Here is a 20001-nt window from a genome sequence, read left to right as displayed (position 1 = left end):
GGTCGACCGAGAATCCAGAGAATGAGGAACGCCAGCCGATGAGCGCTGCCGTCACACCCGAATCCGGTACCGCCGGTGCGCCCGAGGGGGCCGCACCAGCCATGACGCGTCGTCACATACTCCAGGCCATGTCGGGCCTGATGGCCGGCATGTTCGTGGCCATCCTGGCGTCCACCGTGGTCTCCAACGCACTTCCCAGGATCATCGCCGACCTGCACGGCAGCCAGTCCTCGTACACCTGGGTGGTCACCGCCGAGCTGCTGGCGATGACGGCGACCGTCCCGATCTGGGGCAAGCTGTCCGACCTCTACGACAAGAAGCTGCTCATCCAGCTGTCCCTCTCGATGTTCATCGTCGGCTCGCTCGTCGCCGGCTTCTCGCACAGCGTCGGCCTGCTCATCGTGAGCCGTGTGGTGCAGGGCATCGGCGCGGGCGGTCTCACGGCGCTCGCCCAGGTCGTGATGGCGGCGATCATTCCGCCGCGTGAACTCGGCCGGTACTCCGGCATCTTCGGCGCCGTGTTCGCCGTCGGCACCGTCGCGGGACCGCTCATCGGCGGTGTACTCGTGGACACCTCCTGGCTCGGTTGGCGCTGGTGCTTCTTCATCGGTGTGCCGTTCGCGCTGCTCGCGATCGTGCTGCTCCAGCTGACCCTGAAGCTGCCCACGGTCCGCAGGGAAGTGAAGATCGACTACCTCGGCGCCCTCCTCATCATGAGCGGGGTCAGCGCACTGCTGCTGTGGGTGACCCTCGCGGGCAACCGCTTCGACTGGGCTTCGTGGCAGACCGCCGCCCTGGTCACCACGGGTGTGGTCCTGCTGGCGGTCGCGGTGCTGGTCGAGTCCAGGGTCCAGGAACCGATCATCCCGCTGGACATCTTCCGCAACCGCACCGTGACGCTGACGACCGTGGCGAGCCTCCTGGTCGGCGTGGCCATGTTCGGCGGCACGGTGTTCCTCTCCCAGTACTTCCAGATCTCGCTCGGCAAGACGCCGACCGTCGCGGGCCTGATGAGCCTGCCGATGATCCTCGGTCTGATGATCTCCACGACCGTTGCGGGGCAGATCATCTCCGCCCGGGGCAAGTGGAAGGGCTTCCTGATCGCGGGCGGCATCATCATGACCGCGGGCATGGGCCTGCTCTCCACGATCAGCGCGGACTCCTCGTTCGGGCTGCTCAGCGTCTACATGGTGGTGCTCGGCGTCGGCGTCGGCATGCTGATGCAGAACCTGGTGCTGGCGGCCCAGAACGACGTACCCGCCGCGGAGCTCGGCGCGGCGACCTCGGTGCTGTCGTTCTTCCGCAGCCTCGGCGGGGCGATCGGCACGAGCGCGCTCGGCGCCGTGCTCAGCCACCGGGTGGCGAGCGAGATGGCGAAGGGCTTCGGCGGTGCGGCGGACAACGGAGGCGCCGGCCACGGTGTCCCCGACCTGTCCACCCTTCCCGAACCGGCCCGGCAGGTGGTCGAGCACGCGTACGGGGTCGCGACCGCGGACGTCTTCCTGATCGGAGCCCCCTTCGCGCTGCTCGCCCTGGTCGCGGTGCTGTTCATCAAGGAGAAGCCGCTCAAGACGCAGAGCGGCATGGAACGGCTCGCTCAGGAGAACGCCGCCGCGGCGAAGACCCCGGCCACCCCGGCGCACTGAGCCCGGAGGGTACGCGGAGAAGGACACAGGCCGCTGTGACCGGCCGGACTCCGCGGACGCGCAGGACGAGGCGTACGCGTGAGGACGTGCCGCGCACGGCGGCCTGCGTCCTTCTCCGGTTCAGCCCGCGGGCGCAGCCGGCCGGGAGCCCGGCTGCGCCCCTCGCTCGGGTTTCCTCCCGGCGGAACGGTTGCCGATGAGCGCCTGCCGGATCTGCGCGGCGGTCGCTCGCGCATGCTCCGAGGTGGAGACCGCGTCGGCGGTGGCGGGTACGAAGCGGTGGGCCGGCTGCCGGCAGTACGGGCAGGGCGCGCCGTCGGCGAGGAGGTAGCCGTCCTCGCACGCCCGGTTCGAGCAGGCGCCGGGGCTCACCAGGGCCTCGGCGATCTCCTGGGGTGCCCAGCGGCGGCGGTTCTCCTCGTCGCGTTCGTGGATCGCGTGGGACCAGCGGTTGCTCCAGCGCCTTTCGACGCGGTCGAGGAGCTGGGCGGCCGTCCGGTGCGCGAGCTCCTCGAACAGGATGTCGGGGAGGGTGCGGGGTACCCGGTGTCCTAGGGCCTGGAGCAGTGGCTGGGGGAAGCCCTGCATGATGAAGCGCATCGGGTCGCTGCCCGGACTCTGTTTCCACTGCTGGCAGTGACAGACGCCTCCGTCGGGCAGTGGGTTGTGGCAGCGGATGCAGAGTCCGCGGCAGTCCACACAGATCCCGTCGTTGAGCCCGTCCAGGTGGGGTGCCGGCGCCCTGCCGCATTCACGGCAGCAGGCCGCGCACAGGCCGCAGAGCCGCTCGTTGCCCTGCTGGGTCGTCCAGTTCCGCTGCTGGCAGCGGCAGCACAGACTGGTGTTGCAGTAGTCGCTGTGCTCGCCGTTGTGCCGGCCGAGGGGAGCGAAGGACACGGTGCTTCCTCTTTTCGGGCTGGGGCGTACCGACGAAGCGGTTGCGGGGTGGCGGCTCCTCCCCGCCGCGGTGAAGCTCCGTACAGCCTAGTGAATCGGCGCCGCACCGGACGGCACGAGGAAACGGCACCGGCAGGGACCCACGGCCTCCTGCCCTCAGCCGCTCTCCCCGATGAACCTCCGCAGTTCGCGGGCGAGTGCCGCCGGGTTGTCCAGGGGGACCAGCGTTCCGGCCCCGGGGATCTCGACGTATCGCCCCTGCGGCAGCAGTCCGGCGAGGCGTCGGCCGGTCTCGGACGGCATCATCCGGTCCTCCGCACCCCAGGCCACCAGCGCGGGCCGGTCGAAGTGCCGCAGCCGTTCGGCGGCCCGCAGATAGGTGTCCTTCTGCGTGGAGCGCAGGAAGCGGGCGAGGTCCCGGCGGATCGCCCGGTCGGTCAGCAGCGGCCGGTACCAGCGGCGCACCCGCTCGTACGGGATCCCGCGCGCTGTCATGCCGCCCAGCGAGCTGCCCATGGCGGCCAGGAAAGGGACCCGGAAGGACTGGAGGAGCAGGAACAGGCCGCCCGGCACGCGGCTCGCGGCCACCAGGGTGCGGCCCTGGACACCCGGCGGGTAGTTGTCGAGCGCCTCGCAGGAGGTGAGCACCAGTCGGGCGATGCGTTCGTCGCGCACGCCGGGCAGGAGCTGGGCCGTGCCCGCGTCGTTCTGCACCAGCGTGACCTCGCGCAGGTCCAGCCGTTCCAGGAACTCGGCGAGCAGGTCCGCCACGCCCTGGGCCGACAGGTCCGCGGACGGCCGCATCGGGCGGCGGTGGCTGCCGAGCGGCAGTACGGGAACCACCACACGGAAATCCTCGCGCAGGTCTTCCACGAGGGTGTCCCAGACCGACTCGTCGAAGGCGAGCCCATGGACGAGCACCACGGTCCCGCCCGTGCCGTTCCCGGTGTCGGTGTATTCGATGGTTCCGGCGCCCAGTTCGATCTCCGGCATCGCGTGGCCTCCCCGTGACCGCTACTTGATAGACCGATCTAGTGAGAGACTATCCGGCATGAGGACCACCGGCGACACCAGGCAGCGGATCGTCACCGCCGCCACCGAACTCTTCCGGCGCCAGGGTTACGCGGCGACCGGCATGAAGCAGATCGTCTCGGAGGCCGGGGCTCCCTACGGCTCGGCATACCACTTCTTTCCCGGTGGCAAGGCCCAGCTCGGCGAGGAGGTGGTCCGCACCTCCGGAGCCGGCTACCTGGAGCTGATCGGCCGCCTTTTCGCCGACCCGGAGGCCGATCCGGCCACCGCGACCGCCGCCGCCTTCGCGGGCGCCGCGGAGACTCTCCGGGAGCTGGACTTCACGGACCCGTGCCCGATCGCCACCGTGGCCCTGGAGGTCGCCAGTACGCACGAGGGCCTGCGCAGCGCGACGGCAGAGGTCTTCGCCTCGTGGATCGATGCCCTCGCCGGCTTCTACGCCGGTGCGGGCATGGAGGCGGACGACGCCCGGGACACCGCGGGTTCGGTGATCGCCCTGCTGGAAGGGGCCTTCATGCTCGCCCGTGCGGCCCACGACACGGCCCCGGTCCACACCGCCGCCCGTGCCTCCGCCGCCATCGTCCGCGACGCCCTGGGATCCGGCTGAGCGTTGCCGGCGGGCAGCGGGAGCAGCAGCCGGACCGGAGGCGGTGTCAGGTGGTGGCCATGGAGGCACCGGCACCCTCAGCGCGATGTCGGATTTCCGCCAGCCCGGGAGCGCACGTCCGCGGATGCTGGAGCCATGACCACGACATATGAGGCGCGGGCCATCGACGCAGCCGTGCTGAAGCAACTGCGGGAACAGGACGACGCCGGTCGCACCCGGACACCCGTCACCGATCCGGAAGGCGGTGCCCCGCTGCGCTGCTGTCTGCGGCACAGCGAGGCAGGTGAGCGGATTGTCCTCGTCTCCTACGCGCCGTTGCGTCGCTGGGCGGTGGAGGCCGGTGCCGAGCCGGGCCCGTACGACGAGTGCGGTCCGGTGTTCGTTCACGCCGAGGAGTGCGGCGGGCCGGCTTCCGGCCCCGGCTATCCGGTCGAACTGCACGGTGCCCGCCGGGTGCTGCGCGCCTACAGCGCTCAGGGGCACATCCTCGGTGGGCGGCTGATCGAGATCCCCAGGGATCGGGCCACCGAGGTGGACCACGCGTTGCACGAGGTGTTCGCCGATCCGGCGGTGGCCCTGGTGCACGTCCGCGCAGTGGAATTCGGCTGTTTCATGGTCGAGATCCGCCGACAGTAGGCGAGGCTCGGAGCCGGGCCGCCGGGATACGCCCGAGGGTGAGCCGCCTGCCTTCACGCCTCCATCAGGGCCTCCCCGCTCTCCCGCCCGGGCGTAGGTCTCAGCGGCCGGAATCATGCGCCTGCACCGCCGACAGCGCGGGCACATGGTTCCGGCGCCGCTGGGGTCGGGAGCACTCGGGCCTACGACAGCCGCACCCACCCATGCTGTGCAGATGCTCCATGCCCCCAGCGGCACGCCCAGCCTGCCGCACGGCACGGTCCCCCGAGGGGCGTTGAATCGCAGGTCGGTACACGTATCTGTGCGGTCGGCCCCCGTCACCCGCCCGGCGTCGGCATACGTACCGGAGGCCGGACGGGCATACGTACCGCCGTGTCGGCGCCTTGTGCTCCGGGCGGTTCCGAAACGGGCGGTCACTCGCCGCGGCGCGGCTGCGGCGAAGCCGTGGCCCGGGCTTTCAGCACCGGTGAGATCTCCGTGCGCGAATCGATGTCGAGCTTGGTGAGAATGCGCTCGACGTGTGTGTCCGCGGTCCGCTTGGAGATCACGAGATGCTCGGCGACCTCCCGGTTGGACAGTCCTTGCGCGACCAGTGCGGCGACCTCCCGTTCCCGCGGGGTGAGCTCCTCGGTTGCCATGGGCTCCCGCCGGCCGCGGGGCAGACGCGGTGCCGTCGGCGGTCTGTCGCTGTCCGCCCGCACCGCCTCCAGGATCTCGGTCCCCGACAACCGCGCACCCACACCGTGCCATCGTTCGTACTCCGCGTTTCCCAGCGCCTCCCGCACGGCGTCGCGGGTTGCCTCCTGCTGTTCCAGCACGGATGTCAGCATGGCCACCGGGTCGCCACTCAGCCGCCGTGCGCCTTCCGCGTACCCCAGCAGCCACGCCGCCCTCGCATGGCGTTCCTGCTGTGCGGCATGCCAGGCCAGGCCCAGGCAGCAGAGTGCCGCGACCAGCACGTCACCGATCTCGCTCATGGCGTCCAGGGCCTGCCGCAGCGCCTCGGCACCTTCCTCGTGGCGTCCGGCGAGCCAGAGAATGAGGCCCTGCGCCATGAGCGTGGAGCCGTAGAACTGACGGTCACCCGTGCCGTTCAGATGGGCCAGCCCCAACTCGCACAGTTCCAGGGCCCCGTCGGTGTCCCCGAGCACCGCCCGCAGCAGCGCGCCTTCGTAATGGACCATGCTGATGCCCAGCAAGTCGCCCACGGCGACGATCCTGCGACGCCCCTGCTCCAGCTCGGCCAGTCCCTCGTCGATCTCGCCGCACAGCGCCCGCATCGCTCCGATGTACGGTTCCGTGAACAGCGCCACGCGCTGTTCGTCGCAGTTCAGCGCCGACTCCCGCGCCTGCTGGAAGAAGGTCGGCGCCTCTGCGAGATCGGCGGTCCAGGTCGCGAACACTCCGGTCATGAACAGACCCCAGGCCCGCTCCGCGCAGTCCTCGGGCACCAGACGGAGCCCCTTGTCGATCCAGTACCGCCCCTCGGAGAGGGTGCCGGTCGCCCTCCAGTGCGGGGCGAGCCGCACAGCGAGGCTCAGCCCCTCCGCAGCGCTGCCCGCGGCAGTGAAGGCGTACTTCATCGCGGCCCGGATGTCGGCGATCTGACTGCGCACCACCTGGTGCAGCTCTGCCTGGGCGGGCGTGATCAGCTGGTTCCACAGGCGGGCGGCCGTATCGCGATGGTGTTCGAAGTGCCGTCCGCGTACGCAGGCCGCGCTGCTGTCCTCGTCGAGGCGCTCGGCACCGTATTCGCGGATCGTGTCCAGCAGCCGGTAGCGCGCGCCGTCCTCGCCGACACGCTGTACGACCGACTTGTCCACCAGGCCGAACAGCGCCTCCAGGACCGCGTCCGACGGAAGTCCGTCACCCCCGCCGACCCGTTCCGCGGCCGACAGCTCGAAAGGCCCGGCGAAGACGGACAGGCGCGCCCACAGCAACCGCTCCGCCGGGGTGCAGAGCTCGTAGGACCAGCCGATGGTCGTACGCAGTGTCTGATGGCGGGCACAGGCGGCACGCTGCCCGCCGGTGAACACCTCGAACCGGCGGTCCAGCCGGGCCACCAACTCGCCCAGCGGTGCGACGCGCAGACGCACGGCGGCCAGTTCGAGCGCGAGCGGAATCCTGTCGAGCCGTTCCACCAGCGCCAGGGTCTGCACCCGGTTGGACTCGGTGACGGCCCAGCCCGGCAGTACGCGGGCGGCTCGCTGTGCGAACAGCTCCAGAGCGTCGCCCACTCCGAGCGGGGCGATCGGCATCGTCTGCTCGTCGGCCAGATCGAGCGGCTGCCGACTGGTGGCCAGGACGCATACCTCGGCGGCCTCGCGCAGGAGGACGTCACAGAGTACGGCGCATGCGTCGACCATGTGCTCGCAGGTGTCGAGCACGATGAGCAGCTGCTGCCCCTGGAGGTGGGCGACGACCGCGTCCAGGGGTTGCATCCCGGCGTGTTCCGGGACCCCCAGCACGGTGGCGAGGGTCGCGGGGACCAGCTCCGGATCGGACAGGGCCGACAGCTCCGCCAGCCACACCCCATCCGGAAACCGTTCCCGCAGCCCCTCCGCCGCGCGCAGCGCGGTGCGGCTCTTGCCGACGCCACCAGGGCCCACCAGGGTGACGAGCCGCGCCTCGCGGAAGGCCGCCTGAATCAGTGCGATCTCCTCGGCACGTCCGACGAAACTGGTCCGCTCGCCAGGGGGTTGCCCACTGCGCCGCTGCCCGAAGCCGAATCCCATGGGGCCCCCGTGATGCTCAAGTACCTCGCTTCTCCGCGAGATGTCAGCCGAGATTTCAGCACAGTGTAGAGGGGCGACTTCGGAGCGTGGTCGAGGTATAGGAGGTTATGCAGGCATTGTGAGGGTTTGGGAGGGGAGAGGTGTGCAGGGGGTCGGGGAGCGGGAAATGGGAAGCGGGCACCAAGGATCCGCCCGGACGTGGTCGAGACCGGACGGCTTCTTCGGGCGCGGCCGACGGCGTGCCGGGCGCGTCTCCCACGGCCCCGGAATCGCCCTGTTGTTCCCGGGCCGCGTGCGTCGCGCCGGCCGGGATCGGCGGCACGGCGGTCGGTGTCATGGGCCGGACACGGTGAAGAGCGCGCCGTCCGGGTCACGGATGATGAAGGCGTCCTTGGAAGGCCCGTCGCGTGCGGGAACCAATGACGATTCGCCCCCGGCATCGACGGCGGCGGCCGCAGCCCGTGCGCTGTCCTCGACGCGGAAGTCGACGATCCAACGGGGCCTGATTCTGGGGTCCGCGGCGGTTTCGATGCCTCCGCCGCGCAGGGTGGCGACCGTGCGCCCTTCGGCTTGCACGCGTACGTGCTCCTGCGCGTAGTCGACCGTGCAGCTGCCGGGCGGTTCGGCCCAGCCGAAGATCTCCGCGTAGAAGATTGCGGCCTCGAAGGCATGTCGGGTCTGGAGGTCCAGCCGTGCGGGGGCGCTGCCCTGCCCCACCGACCAGGCAAGGGTCGTGCCTTCCCAGAAGCCGAAGACGGCCCCGTCACGGTCGGCGGCGATCGCCGCACGGCCCACGCCCAGTTTCACGGGCCCGACGGCGAGCGTGGCACCGCGCTCCCTGATCCGGTCCGCGGTCTCGTCGGCGTCGTCCACCGCGAAGTACGGGATCCAGACGGCGGGCGGTCTGGCGGCGGGAGAGCAGCAGCCGATCCCGGCGACGGGCCGACCGTGCTCCATGGCCACGCAGAAGTTGCTGCCGAGGGCGCTGGCAACGAACTCCCAGCCCATGACGTCAACGTAGAAGGTCTGGGCCGCACGCAGATCGCCTGTCGGCAGACTGACCCAACAGGGAGCTCCGCTCACGGGCCTGATCCTTCCGAGGGCCGCCATTCGATGCTCCTTCGGTTTCCCGCCGCCATTGGCTCACCGGCTCCGCCTCGACCTGCGCGAACGGCTCCCCACGTAGCCACGGTCCGCCGTGAGTTCCGCGATCCTCTGATACTCGGGCCGAGCATCGCCTCCGGTTCTTCGGGGTCGGCCCGCTCCGTGAAGAGCAGCACATCGAGGCCGGAACGGGCCAGGCCGACGGACTCGTCCCCGTCCCCGTGACCGAGCGTCGCACGGTGTACCCCGGCCGGTGACGCGGATGCACGGCGATCGGCGGGGTCGAGTTCGTGATCCAACGGTGTACCCCGGGGCTCTCCCCCGCATCTCAGCACCCGATCCCTCGCGCCCGATCCCGCGCCGCCACCGGCCGAAGCGCTCCTCACCAGCAACAAAAGGACTTGACGGCGCCCGGAAACGGCGCCGTTGCGATCAGGTCGTGGCAGTGTGCGGCCGGTGTTCGGGCAGCCAGCTCTCGGCGTGGGCGACGGCGTCCGCCAGGTCGAACAGCCGGGCCGCCGCACCACCCACCGCGCCGCGTACCACCGGATGTTCCTTCTCGAAGGCCGCACCCAGCTCGTCGAAACGGTCCGAAGAGATCGAGACATCGCGTACGGTCACCCATTGGCGGCCCTGCGGGGTCATGACGGCGAAGGAGTTGTCCTCCTGCGGCGACAAGATCCGGTATTCGGCCAGGTGGAACGCCGTACAGGAGTCGAAGCCTGCGCCCAGGAGAAGTACCCGCGCCCCGCCTGCCTCCAGCCGGGCGAGCGGACTGTGATCGCCGAGCCGGCAGTCGAGTGCGTGGCCGTCGACGATCGCGGCGGCACGCAGGCCCACCGCCGCGAAGGACGTCTGCGGATGGCAACTGCGGACGGCGCCGGGCCAGTTGCGGACGGTCTCCGGGATGACGCCGACGCCGAGGGTGGGAGTGATCCGGGCGTCGAAGGGAGGCATCGAGGCCCGGATGTCCGCCCACCACGCCTCGGGCACGGGTGGGTTCCCCCAGTCCGCCGGATCGGAATTGCCACCGGAGTGGGTCGGCACCACCAGCGTCCCGGCGTCGCCGAGAACGTCGAGCAGCGCCGTGACGACGACGGCGGGACCGCCGCAGACCCAGCCGAGCGAGCGTAGCGAGGAGTGCACCAGGAGGGTCTCACCGGGGCGCAGGCCCAGCGTGCGGAGGTCGGAGGCGAGCGATTCACGGGTACACATCGGGCCGGTTGAGGGCTTGGTAGGCATAACCAGTCAGTGTCCGTGCGTCGGCGCACCCGGGCCACCGGATTTCGGACCGGCTGGAACGTACGCGGTGCGGCAGGCCCCGCCGCCCGGGCCCGTCCCCGATGGGGCCGGGGGTACCCCGTCGCGGCCCCCATACGGTCAGGGGGCGGCTCGCGCGCGGTGTCGACGTACCGCGTCGCGGTTGGCGCACCGCTGGGAGCAGTAGCGCTGCCGCCCGGTGCGGGAGGTGTCGGCGAAGATCGTGGTGCACTCGGTCACGGCGCAGCGCCGCAGCCGGTGCATGCCCCGCCCCGCCAGGTGCAGTGCGGTGCCGACGGAGATCAGCGAGAACAGCAGGGAGCCGAGCGGCTGCCGGTCGTCGCGGAAGTGCAGGTGCCAGCCGTCTCCGGCGTGGTCGGTCAGCCGCGGGAAGGCGGCGGCGGCCGCCAGCATCCGGTTGAGCAGTTCGGCGCGCTCGTGCTCGTCGTCGGCATCGACGGCCCTCTCCCACGCGTCCAGGACTTCTCCGGTGCGCACGAGGTCCTGCGGCGTGACCGGGAGTTCCACCACCAGGCCTGCCGCGCGGCAGCGGTCCGCGAGTTCCCCGGGGTCGGCCGGGCGCCGGTTGGCCAGATCCGCGGCGAGGTTCACCACATCCTCGCCGTAAGGGTTGAGATGCATAAGGTCATTACATCAGTGTGGCCGGCATGAGACAGCGCACTGGAGACCACGACGCAGCACGGCAAGCGGTGGAGAGCGACATTCCGGAGCTCGTACGGCTGCGGGCGATGCTCTTCGAGAACCTCGGCGGCGAGTTCTTCAGCCCCGTGTCGGGCGGCGACGACTGGCTGGACGCCCTGGCCGTGGTGCTGAAGGAGCAGTTGACCGCGGATGCCGTACGCATCCTGGTCGTGGACGGTGAGATCGGCCTCGCCGCCTGTGGCATCGGCACGATCGAGCAACGGCTGCCAGGCCCCCACCTGCGCAATGGCCGGATCGGACAGGTGATCGGTGTGATCACCGACCCGGGTTACCGGCGGCTCGGTCACAGCCGCTCTGTCATGCGTGGCCTGCTCGGCTGGTTCCGGGAGAGCGACGTCGCCCGAGTCGACCTCCACGCCTCCTCCGAAGGGGAACCGCTCTACCGCGAGCTCGGCTTCACCGACCACCCCGACCCGTCGCTGTACTGGCGCCCGTGACCGATGGGCCGCCATCCCCGCCCTTGCGGGGCTCGTCGGTAGGGTCACGTCCATGAGCGTCGAAGTGGAGGTCGTCCGCGAGGCGACCGATGAAGTGGTCGAAGCAGTCTCCCGCCTCCTGCCCCAGCTCTCGAGGTCGGCCGGCGCGCCCGACCGGGAGGCGGTGACCGGGTTGTTGCACAGCGACGCCAACACACTGCTCCTGGCCAGGGTCGATGGCCGAGCGATCGGCATGCTGACTCTGATCGTGTTTCCGTTGCCGTCCGGACTGCGGGGCCGCATCGAGGATGTCGTGGTCGACGAGACGGCCCGGGGGCACGGCGTGGGAGCGGTGTTGACGCAGGAGGCACTGCGCCTGGCCGAGGCGGCCGGGGTCCGGACGGTCGATCTCACCTCGCGCCCTTCCCGGCAGGCGGCGAATCGACTGTACGAGCGGCTGGGATTCCAGGCCCGCGATTCCACGGTCCACCGGTTCGTGGTACGGCCGTAGGAGGCGGGCACTCCCGGGACCGAGGGTGCGTGGGTGCGACCATGTGGGCATGCTCCTCGACGAGTTGGATGCGGTGGATTGGCGCTCGATCCCGACACCGGGATTGCGCATGACACGGGCGCATCGGGGTCATGCCGAGTGGTGTGACCTTCCGAGCCCGCGCGATGGGCTCTTCGCCCTGGCCGCTGCCGGAAGTCTGCCGCAGGTCGCCGCCGCCACATCCTTTCTGGCCGGCGGTGCTGTGCTGTGGGGTCACATGGGGGCGGTGTTCCCGGCCGCCGTGGTGGCGGCGCCGTTCCTGCTCGACATTGCCGAGCGGCACGACTTCGCTCCGGCACGTCGGGCGGCGTTGACCCTGCTCGGCGACATGATGGAATCGCTGCCGTTCGCGGGCTTCGACCGCACCACCGCTGTTGACGGTCGTCTTGCCACCCCGCTGTGCTGCGCCGTCGCCGTACTCGTTCGACAGCGGCGTGCACCGGTCTCGGCGTTGGGCAGGCCTGGACTGTCCCTGATGGAGAACAGCGACGAGCACTGGCGCTTCGAGGTCCACGAAGCAGTCGTGGCCGGGAACGACACGCTCGCTCTCGGTGTGCTGGGCGGCCGGATCCCGACGCCCCCGCCAGGCGGAGAGATTCATCATTCGGGTGGAACGGCACGGTTGGCGTCGGTCGCTCTCGAATACCCCGTGGACCACGAGACCGGCGAAGCATGTCTGCGGCTGGCAGGAACGTCCCTTTCGGGTCCCTGCGCGGCGGGTGCCGTCATCCACCCGGCTCGGTGCGGCGAGGTGCACTGAGCCGGCCCGAGGGCAGCCGGCTGCTGCACAGCCGGCTGTCCTTGGGTGTCGCGGACTGCTGCCATCGTCAGCGGGGCCGCCGCGTGGGCCTCGATGCCCCAGCTCATGTGCCGGCCAGCAGCGCCTCCAGCGCGGCTGCCGTCTCCGGATGGCGGCCGGTCAGTGCCACGCCTGCCGGGCCGGAATCCGTCGTCTCCCACTCCCCTTCGCAACCCAGCAGACTCGCCACCGCATCGCACGTCGCAGGATGCGCGGCAAGCAGCGCGCAACCGTGGCCGCCTTCCGCCCGGTGTGACGGACGCACCACCTCCGGCTCCGGCCGCGCCCGCCACGGTGGCACCCACGAGTCCAGCGCCGCGAGCCGGCCGGGAAAGGTCCGCCCGGCCTCACGGATCAGCAGGGGGGCCAGCTCCGAGCCGCCCGATCGCAAAGTGGTGATCAGGGTGGGCAGCCACGGCAGGAGCACCGGGTCCGGCAGCCGTCCGAACGCGTTCGACACCGTCTCCACCACGAAGTCGGTGAGGCCCGGGACGGGATCCAGCGCCTGTACGAAGCCGCTGAGGTAGCGCGGATAGGCAGGCACTACCAAAGGGTTGCCCAGCAGTTCGTCGCACCTCGCGCGGAGGTCCGCACGGGAGAGGCGCCCGAGCTGCACCTGGGCCGCCCACAGCAGAGCCGTCTTCGCCGGCTCCTCCGGATGCGACTGGCCCACCGCCAGTTCCAGTTGGGTCCGGTCGCATCCCAGCGACAGCGCGAGGCTCTCCATGCTGAACAGGAAGCCCAGCATGGCAGCCACTTGGCGAACGGTGGCGTCCTCGTCGGTGAACGCCGTCGGCAGCAGGGTGCAGTAGTGGGCGTACCCGGCCTTGACGAAGGACTCGATCCAGGGCGGCAGCACCGGCTCGCTGGTGCGGTAGTACGCCAGCAGCCTCCGTACACGGCGCAGTACTTCCGGCGCGCCGTCGACACTGCGCTCGGCCGACAGCACCTCCAGGGCGTGTGTGCCCAGTTCGTCGGCGAGACGACGGCTGCGCAGGTACAGCGTCGCGTCCTCGACGGTCTCCAGGACGGTCGCCGCGGTGGCGCGCCGGTCGTACGCCGTACGGCGCAGGCGCTGCTCCAGCACCTGCTCGATGCTGACGCCCTCGTAACCGAGCTCGATGAGCGCCCGCTGGTGGGTGCCGAGCGCGAGGTCCCACGATTCCTGGATCGGCCGCTCCCCCAGCTTCCGCTCGCCCATGATCGGGCGTGCGGCGCCTTGTGGCATCAGGTGGCGCAGCATCCACAACACGTCGGAGCAGCGCTGCAGTTCCGGTTGGGAGGCGATGTCCAGCAGTGCTCGCTTGACGCCGCTCTGCTGGAGCTTCAGGCCGAGCGGCGCGAGGCGGTCGTGCACGTCGCGGGCCAGGGGCGGCAGCGCGTCGTAGCCGACCTGGCCGACCCGGTCGCCGCCCATCATGATCTCCACGAGGCGCCGCACATCGCGCCGGCCGGGCACGGTGTCCTTCTCGATGCAGGTGACGGCGGCGTCCTGGAAGTCGTACGGCGTGGGCCTGGCCCGATCGCGCATTCCGGCCAGCAGGATCGACGTCTCGAACACCGCGATGGCGTCCGCGGTGGAGGAGAGGTAGCCGTTGCGGCGCGCGGCGCGCACGATCTCCACCGACCAGCCGAGCAGTTCGGCCTCGTCCAGCCGGTCCAGGGCGGGTGGTTGCTGCAGGAAGCCGGTCAGCTTGTCCGAGGGCGGGAGATCCGGTACGGGATCCACCGCGGCCACGGCCTTCTTGGCCCTCGTTTTCTTCGCACCCGCCTGTCCCGCCAGGCGGTACGGCTCCACTCGTGCGCGCTTGATGTTCTTGGCCCACACGGTCGCGGCGATCGACACCGAGCCTGCGGCGAGACCGAATTGCGCCTCGATCGCCGCATGGCTGGACGGAATCAGACCGTGCTGCCAGGTGGTGGCGGTGGGCGGGCCGATCTCGAAGGTGTCGGTACCGTGGACGCCGAACTCGGCGACGCGGCTGGCCGCGTGGAACGCGCCGCAGACGTAGAGGCAGTCCGCGGCGTCGGCACCGGTGGCGGCCAGGTGTTCGCGCATCCTGGTCCACATGTAGCGTTCGCGGTCCTCGTCCACGCGGACCCGCTGGGGATCGCCGGGCGCCAGTCGCCGGAAGAGGCTTCCGATCAGGAGCATGACCTGGCGGTAGGTGTCGTGGTCGCTGTCGCCGAGCGGCAGCTCGACGTACTGGTGCCACCATTCCGACCAGTGCCGCACCTTGCCGTGGCGCAGCAGGTGCTCCTCCAGTTCGGCGAAGCGCGGTCGCAGGTCGCCGATCTCCACGCCGACAGCGTCGCCGTGCAGCGCGGCCTCCTCCTCGACGGGCGGGGCATCCGGATCGGCCGGCTCGGGCGTCGCCGTTCCTTGCGTGTCCCACTGGAAGACGTGGTCCGAGGAGCGGTCGACGAGGACCAGCTCGACGCCCGGTGTGTCCAGTGCGTAGGCGATCGCCTGGTATTCGGCGGAGGCCTCGGTGATCGGTGCGACCACCGACAGCGGGGACCACTCGGCCGGGAAGCCGTCGACATCGGTCGCGAACGACTGGACCGCCACCGGGAGCTTGCAGTTGCGCAGTTCGGTCAGCAGCGGTGCCATGTCCTCGCACAGCTCCAGGTACACCACCTTGGGCTGTTTCTCCCGCAGGCGGCAGGCCATGGCGATCGCCGAGGCGGGCGAGTGATGACAGACCGGGAAGATTTCGAGCGGCTCGCGGACCGCGTGGTCCACGTCGTCGACGATACCGAGAAGGATGCCCTCCAGGGCGTCGGGCCCGTCGGCGAATGTCGCGGCGGCCTCCTGGAGCTGGGCACGCAGTCCCTCGAAGGTTCCTTCGTGGGCGCCGCCGCTCATGACAGGGTGGCGATCGCGTCGCGGCCGCCCTCCAGGAACTCCGGCCAGGACCCGCCCTCTTCCTTGCTGCGCGGCTCGACGACACCGTGCAGGTACTTGTTGAGGATGGCCAGGTCCTCGGGCTCGCGCCGGGCCAGCGACCCGACAAGTGAAGAGGCCAGCGTGCGGGCGGTCAGGGCGCGCTCACCGAAGAAGTTGCTGTGCAGCACCGCGTCCTCGAGCACACCGATCTGTTCCGCGGTGGACAGCGCGGACTCCAGCTTCTCGTCGTCGCTGCCGGCCGCGGCGGCCGAGGCTCGCAGGTCGGCGAAGCTCTGCAGCAGTACGTCGAGGAGCGTGGGCGGCACTTCGAGTTCGATCTGGTGACGGCGCAGCAGTTCCTCGGTGCGGAAGCGGACGATCTCCACCTCGCTCTTCTTGTTCGTCACCACCGGGATCCGGACGAAGTTGAAGCGGCGCTTGAGCGCCGAGGACAGGTCGTTGACGCCTCGGTCACGGCTGTTCGCGGTGGCGATGATCGAGAAGCCGGGCTTGGCGAAGACGATGCTGTCGCTGTCCAGTTCGGGAACCGAGATGTATTTCTCGGACAGGATCGAGATCAGCGCGTCCTGCACGTCGCTGGTGGAGCGGGTGAGTTCCTCGAAGCGGCCGATGGCACCGGACTCCATCGCGGTCATGATCGGCGAGGGGATCATCGATTCCCGCGACTGGCCCTTGGCGATGACCATCGACACGTTCCAGGAGTACTTGATGTGGTCCTCGGTCGTGCCGGCCGTGCCCTGCACGACCAGTGTCGAGTTGCGGCAGATCGCGGCGGACAGCAGCTCGGCCAGCCAGCTCTTGCCCGTGCCGGGGTCACCTATGAGCAGCAGGCCGCGGTCCGAGGCGAGCGTGACGATGGAGCGCTCGACGAAACTGCGGTCGCCGTACCACTTCTGCGAGATCTCCCGGTCCAGGCCGTCGGAGCGCTCGGAGCCCAGGACGAACAGGCGGACCATCTTCGGGGACAGCCGCCAGGAGAAGGGCTTGGGGTTGTCGTCGATGGACTCCAGCCACTCCAGTTCCTCGGCGTACTTGATCTCGGCGGGGGCGCGCAACAAGTCGGACATGACAGGGCCTTTCTGAGCGAATGAGCGTTGAGCGTCTAAGCGAGGAAGGTCTTGAGCTCGTGGACGAGCTTGCGGATGTGGCCGGAGAGCACCGGCGTACCGAGGTCCTTGAAGCGTTCGCGGAACCACGGGTTGACACTGCCGCGGCCGGAGCTGGTGACGGAGCCGACCGGTATGAACTTGGCTCCCGAGCGGTGGATGGCGGCCATGCTCTCGAACAGCGGCTCGGTCTGCCATTCATAGAAGTCGGAGATCCACACCACGACGGTGTTGCGGGGCTCGGCGATCTTCGGCTGGGCCAGTGCCATGGCCACCGTGCCGTCGGTGCCTCCCCCGAGGTTGGTGCGCAACAGGGTCTCGAAGGGGTCGTGCACCCACGGTGTGAGGTCGAGGGCCTGTGTGTCGTAGGCGATGAGGTGGACGTCCACCTTCGGCAGCCCGGCGAAGATCGACGCCAGGATGGTGCAGTTCACCATGGAGTCGACCATCGAGCCCGACTGGTCGACGACGACGATCAGCCGCTGGGGTGTCGTCTTGCGGGCCGTATGCCGGTAGTAGAGGCGGTCGACGTACAGCCGCTCCTCCTCCGGGCTCCAGTTGGTGAGGTTCTTCCAGATCGTGCGGTCGAGGTCGAGGTTCCGGAAGACCCGCTTGGGCGGGACGGAGCGGTCCAGGGCGCCCACCGTGGCCTTCTCCACCTGTGTGCGCAGCACTTCGGCGACCTCGTCGACGAAGCGGCGGATGAGGTCCTTGGCATTGGCGAGGGCCACGCCCGAGAGGTTGTTCTTGTCGCGCAGCAGCTGTTCGATCAGTGACATGCTCGGGGTCAGCTGCGCGGCGAGCGCGGGGTCGGCCAGCACTTCGCGCAGGCGCATCCGCTTGACGAGCTCGGCCTCGATGCTGCCGAGTTCCGGGCCGATTGCCGGAATCAGCCGGCCGAGGTCGGGGTTCGTGCCGCCACCGCCGGTCCCCGTCGGGCTGACCCCCGGCCCTGCGGCCCTTCCCCCGGCACGGCCGCCGCGCAGCTCGCCCGGCTTGCAGCCGAGCGCGCGTTCCAGCCAGCCCGCGTCGGACTGCCAGCGTGCCAGCTGTCCGGCGGTGACCGTGCCCGGGGCCGAGGCGAAGACATTGAGCAGCACCTTCGACACCAGCGCCGCCCGTCGTACCTCAGCGGCCCGGTCGCGTGTGCCGTCTCCGTCGGGATCCGGGGCGGGTGCCATCAGCCCGTCGAACTCGGCAGCCAGCTCCGGGTGGCGCTGGACGACCGAGTCGACGGATGCCTGTGGGTCCAGGAGCGCGGAGGGCAGGCCGATGTTCTCGACGACGGCGAGGCTCGCGGATTCCAGCGTGCCCTGTTCCTCCTGGTCGAAGAGGCGGGAGAGGAGCCGCCAGTACAGGACCTGTCGGCGGTTCTCGTCGGGGTCCGCCTCCGGGGCCTGGGGAGTCTCCCGGCTCAGCGGGATCTCCGGGTTCTGCGGGTTCTGCGCGTCCTCCTGGCACTGCTGGATGTCCGGGTTCTGTGGGTTGGTGTTCCCGGCGGTTCGTTCCGTCGTGTGCTCCGTCATTTCCGCAGCAGCCTTCCCGCACGCTCCCGGAGCACGGCCACGGCATCGGTGGCGGCCTTCTCGGCCTTCACACCGGCCTTGTCGGTCGTGCCCCCGGCCCATCCCCCGGCGTGAACAGCGACGGCCTTCTTCCGTACGGTCGTCTCGACGGCCAGGGGCTGGACGAGGTACGTCCCGGCGTCCCAGCGGAGCAGTCCGATGCACGCACCGGATGCCGCGACTGCCTCGGGAGTGAGGGGGCCGGCGGTCGGTATGCGGTCGGTGTCGACGACGAGCGGGCCTCCGGCGAGGGTGAACGTCAGTGCGTCGCCTTCCTCGTGGGAGGAGTATCCCTCCAGGAACACAGGGACGGCGATGCGCGCCGGATGCCGGTCCAGAGGTGCGGTCGCCGCGGCGGTGGCGGTGGGCAGGGCGACGCGGGCCGTGGCGAAGGCGTCGGCGGGCTTGCCCCGGCGTGCGTGCCCGTCGTCCCAGACGAGGTCACCCTCGGCGGTGACCGGCATGTCGGTGAGGTCCATCGAGCGGCCTTCGCCGACGGCGGCCAGCAGCGACATGTGCGGGCGGAGCAGCTGCCACAGACCCGCTCCGACGACCGTGTCCGGCTTCGGCACCGCGGCCCCGGCACGCACCAGGCGCGGCGTGCCGCCGTCCGCGGGCTCGAAGACGGCGTGAACCTGGGCCTGTACGGCCGTCGCGTGTTCTTGGACGTCGACGCCGAGGGGCAGAAGACGGCCGGTGACCGTCCCCACCACGGGCACATCGGCCGCACCGGGCAGGGTCAGCAGCAGTGCGCGGGACCACAGGTCGGCCCAGCGGCGTGCCGGGATTCTCTCCAGTGAAGCACCCGGGCAGGACGCGGCCAGTTCGGCGGCGAAGCCGTCGAGGAGCGTCGCCAGGCGGCGCAGCGCGGGGTCCAGGAGCATGGCGGAGACGACCGGCGACGCCCCGGAGACCACATCGTGGTCGATGCCCTGCCAACCGGAGCGCGCCAGGTCGGACAGCCAGGAGCGGGCAGCGGCGAGCAGGTTCACCGCTTCTTGTCCGGCGGGCTGCGGGACGGTCTCCTCGTGGCGGGGCCGGCCGGTCGCCTCCTCGATGCGGGCCATCAGCGCGTCATGGGCGGAGCCGAGGAGTGCGGTGCGGGCCGCTGCGAGGGCGACGAAGTGGTCCTCGCTCGCGGCTCCGCCCGCCGCCTTCTCCGCCGCCTCGGCGACCCTTGCTGCGAGCGGGGTCCCGGCGACCGCGTGGGCGAGTCCCGTCAACCCGGCGTTCTGGGCGGGTTGTGGACGGAGCAGACCGGCGACGAGCGCCTGGTCGAAGGCGTCGACAGCCGTCAGGGCCTCGTCGAGTCCGGCGATGGTCTCCGAGAGCGGGCCGGCGCGCATCAGGCCACCGCCCTGGTGCTCGGGAACCACTGCATCTCCGGCAGCGGTGAGGTGGTCGGGGTGAGTTCCAGGTAGGCGAGGTGGCGCAGGAACCGGCTGAATACGGGTGCGGCGGCCTTGGTGTCACCCTGCGGCGGACGTGTGTCGCTCATGCCGGCGGTGATGCTGTGCGCGTTCGGCTCCCCGTCCGCGGACTCGACTCTCAGGTAGCGGGCGACGCGCTCGGCACCGTACTGCAGCACCGCCTCGTTGATCAGCGCCCGTATGTGGTTGCAGAACGAGCCCCGCGCGCCGCCGCAGGGCCGGTTGTTGTTGGTGCTGCAGGCGAACGTGTACGTACCGGCGGCGACCGACGACACATAGACCCGCCCGATGTCCGAGCCGCTGGACACCACACCCTGCAGGCGTCCGTCGGCCAGCTCGACGAACGGGACCTTGGCAAGCTTGCGCGGTCGTGCGGGTGCTGTCACCCGTGCCGTGCTCGACCTCTCCCAGTCTGACAACGCACCACTCCTATGTGCACCATGGCGACTTCCGCGCCACAACGGCAGGACACGATCGAACTTACCTGCGGGCACTGACATTGATGCTGATACTCAGGTTCCGGTGGCCGTGGCTCGGGCACTGACTGACGCCCTGCTGGGCTGTCCTCAAGTTGTTCTGTCCGG

At 70.4% G+C, this 20001-nt stretch carries 17 protein-coding genes; 6 read left to right on the top strand and 11 right to left on the bottom strand.

Annotated features, from left to right (window positions below; translation table 11 throughout):
* Positions 1-38: 38 nt before the first annotated feature.
* Entirely contained in the window at positions 39-1646 is a 1608-nt protein-coding gene (locus ACWCPY_RS26735) for an MDR family MFS transporter (RefSeq protein WP_451269041.1), read from the top strand.
* A gap of 120 nt (positions 1647-1766) precedes the next feature.
* Here the strand turns inward: ACWCPY_RS26735 and ACWCPY_RS26730 are convergent, their stop codons facing one another.
* Together ACWCPY_RS26730 and ACWCPY_RS26725 are read right to left on the bottom strand one after the other, a co-directional pair.
* A complete protein-coding gene (locus ACWCPY_RS26730; RefSeq protein WP_451269039.1) occupies positions 1767-2543 on the bottom strand; it encodes a hypothetical protein in 777 nt (258 codons plus the stop codon).
* 156 nt (positions 2544-2699) lie between these two features.
* Positions 2700-3536, bottom strand: a complete 837-nt coding sequence (locus ACWCPY_RS26725; RefSeq protein ID WP_451269037.1) for an alpha/beta fold hydrolase — start codon at positions 3534-3536, stop codon at positions 2700-2702.
* Between the two features lie 58 nt (positions 3537-3594).
* On the opposite strand from ACWCPY_RS26725, the gene ACWCPY_RS26720 reads away from it, so the two are divergent.
* Together ACWCPY_RS26720 and ACWCPY_RS26715 are read left to right on the top strand one after the other, a co-directional pair.
* A complete protein-coding gene (locus ACWCPY_RS26720) occupies positions 3595-4182 on the top strand; it encodes a TetR/AcrR family transcriptional regulator (protein ID WP_451269035.1) in 588 nt (195 codons plus the stop codon).
* A gap of 135 nt (positions 4183-4317) precedes the next feature.
* Complete coding sequence (locus tag ACWCPY_RS26715; protein WP_451269033.1) at positions 4318-4818, top strand: DUF1203 domain-containing protein; 501 nt, start codon at positions 4318-4320, stop codon at positions 4816-4818.
* Between the two features lie 413 nt (positions 4819-5231).
* Here ACWCPY_RS26715 and ACWCPY_RS26710 read toward each other — a convergent pair whose 3' ends face one another.
* The 4 genes from ACWCPY_RS26710 to ACWCPY_RS26695 all read right to left on the bottom strand — a co-directional run bounded on the left by ACWCPY_RS26710 (position 5232) and on the right by ACWCPY_RS26695 (position 10559).
* Positions 5232-7553 carry an ATP-binding protein gene (locus ACWCPY_RS26710; protein WP_451269031.1) on the bottom strand — a complete coding sequence of 774 codons (2322 nt, stop codon included), beginning with the start codon at positions 7551-7553 and terminating at the stop codon, positions 5232-5234.
* Between the two features lie 333 nt (positions 7554-7886).
* The gene (locus tag ACWCPY_RS26705) at positions 7887-8663 is read right to left on the bottom strand and encodes a VOC family protein (protein WP_451269029.1); all 777 of its coding nucleotides are present in this window, start codon (positions 8661-8663) and stop codon (positions 7887-7889) included.
* 426 nt (positions 8664-9089) lie between these two features.
* Entirely contained in the window at positions 9090-9899 is an 810-nt protein-coding gene (locus tag ACWCPY_RS26700) for an aminoglycoside N(3)-acetyltransferase (RefSeq protein WP_451269027.1), read from the bottom strand.
* 138 nt (positions 9900-10037) lie between these two features.
* Positions 10038-10559 (bottom strand): CGNR zinc finger domain-containing protein, encoded by a 522-nt coding sequence (locus ACWCPY_RS26695; protein ID WP_451269025.1) that lies wholly within the window; start codon positions 10557-10559, stop codon positions 10038-10040.
* 26 nt (positions 10560-10585) lie between these two features.
* On the opposite strand from ACWCPY_RS26695, the gene ACWCPY_RS26690 reads away from it, so the two are divergent.
* The 3 genes from ACWCPY_RS26690 to ACWCPY_RS26680 are packed head-to-tail and all read left to right on the top strand — an operon-like array spanning position 10586 to position 12366.
* Positions 10586-11077: a GNAT family N-acetyltransferase gene (locus ACWCPY_RS26690; protein ID WP_451269023.1), complete on the top strand. Its 492-nt coding sequence runs from the start codon at positions 10586-10588 to the stop codon at positions 11075-11077.
* Positions 11078-11129: 52 nt separating this feature from the next.
* On the top strand, positions 11130-11567 hold the full coding sequence (locus ACWCPY_RS26685; protein WP_451269021.1) for a GNAT family N-acetyltransferase: 438 nt from the start codon (positions 11130-11132) through the stop codon (positions 11565-11567).
* 49 nt (positions 11568-11616) lie between these two features.
* Positions 11617-12366, top strand: a complete 750-nt coding sequence (locus tag ACWCPY_RS26680; protein ID WP_451269019.1) for a hypothetical protein — start codon at positions 11617-11619, stop codon at positions 12364-12366.
* Between the two features lie 103 nt (positions 12367-12469).
* On the opposite strand, the gene ACWCPY_RS26675 is transcribed toward ACWCPY_RS26680, so the two are convergent.
* From ACWCPY_RS26675 to ACWCPY_RS26655, 5 genes are read right to left on the bottom strand one after another with little or no spacing between them, the layout of a single operon-like run.
* The gene (locus tag ACWCPY_RS26675; RefSeq protein WP_451269017.1) at positions 12470-15274 is read right to left on the bottom strand and encodes a hypothetical protein; all 2805 of its coding nucleotides are present in this window, start codon (positions 15272-15274) and stop codon (positions 12470-12472) included.
* Complete coding sequence (locus ACWCPY_RS26670; RefSeq protein WP_266734547.1) at positions 15271-16383, bottom strand: ATP-binding protein; 1113 nt, start codon at positions 16381-16383, stop codon at positions 15271-15273. Before ACWCPY_RS26670 ends, ACWCPY_RS26675 begins: the two co-directional genes overlap by 4 nt.
* 35 nt (positions 16384-16418) lie before the next feature.
* Positions 16419-17948, bottom strand: a complete 1530-nt coding sequence (locus tag ACWCPY_RS26665) for a VWA domain-containing protein (RefSeq protein ID WP_451269015.1) — start codon at positions 17946-17948, stop codon at positions 16419-16421.
* On the bottom strand, positions 17945-19363 hold the full coding sequence (locus ACWCPY_RS26660; protein ID WP_451269013.1) for a hypothetical protein: 1419 nt from the start codon (positions 19361-19363) through the stop codon (positions 17945-17947). The genes ACWCPY_RS26665 and ACWCPY_RS26660 overlap by 4 nt, the downstream gene beginning before the upstream one ends.
* The gene (locus ACWCPY_RS26655; protein WP_451269011.1) at positions 19333-19836 is read right to left on the bottom strand and encodes a hypothetical protein; all 504 of its coding nucleotides are present in this window, start codon (positions 19834-19836) and stop codon (positions 19333-19335) included. Before ACWCPY_RS26655 ends, ACWCPY_RS26660 begins: the two co-directional genes overlap by 31 nt.
* Positions 19837-20001: the final 165 nt, after the last annotated feature.

This window comes from Streptomyces sp. NPDC002403 (assembly GCF_053593015.1).
The sequence above is the reverse complement of the archived record's forward strand: the minus strand, read 5'-3'. Positions and strand labels throughout refer to the sequence as shown.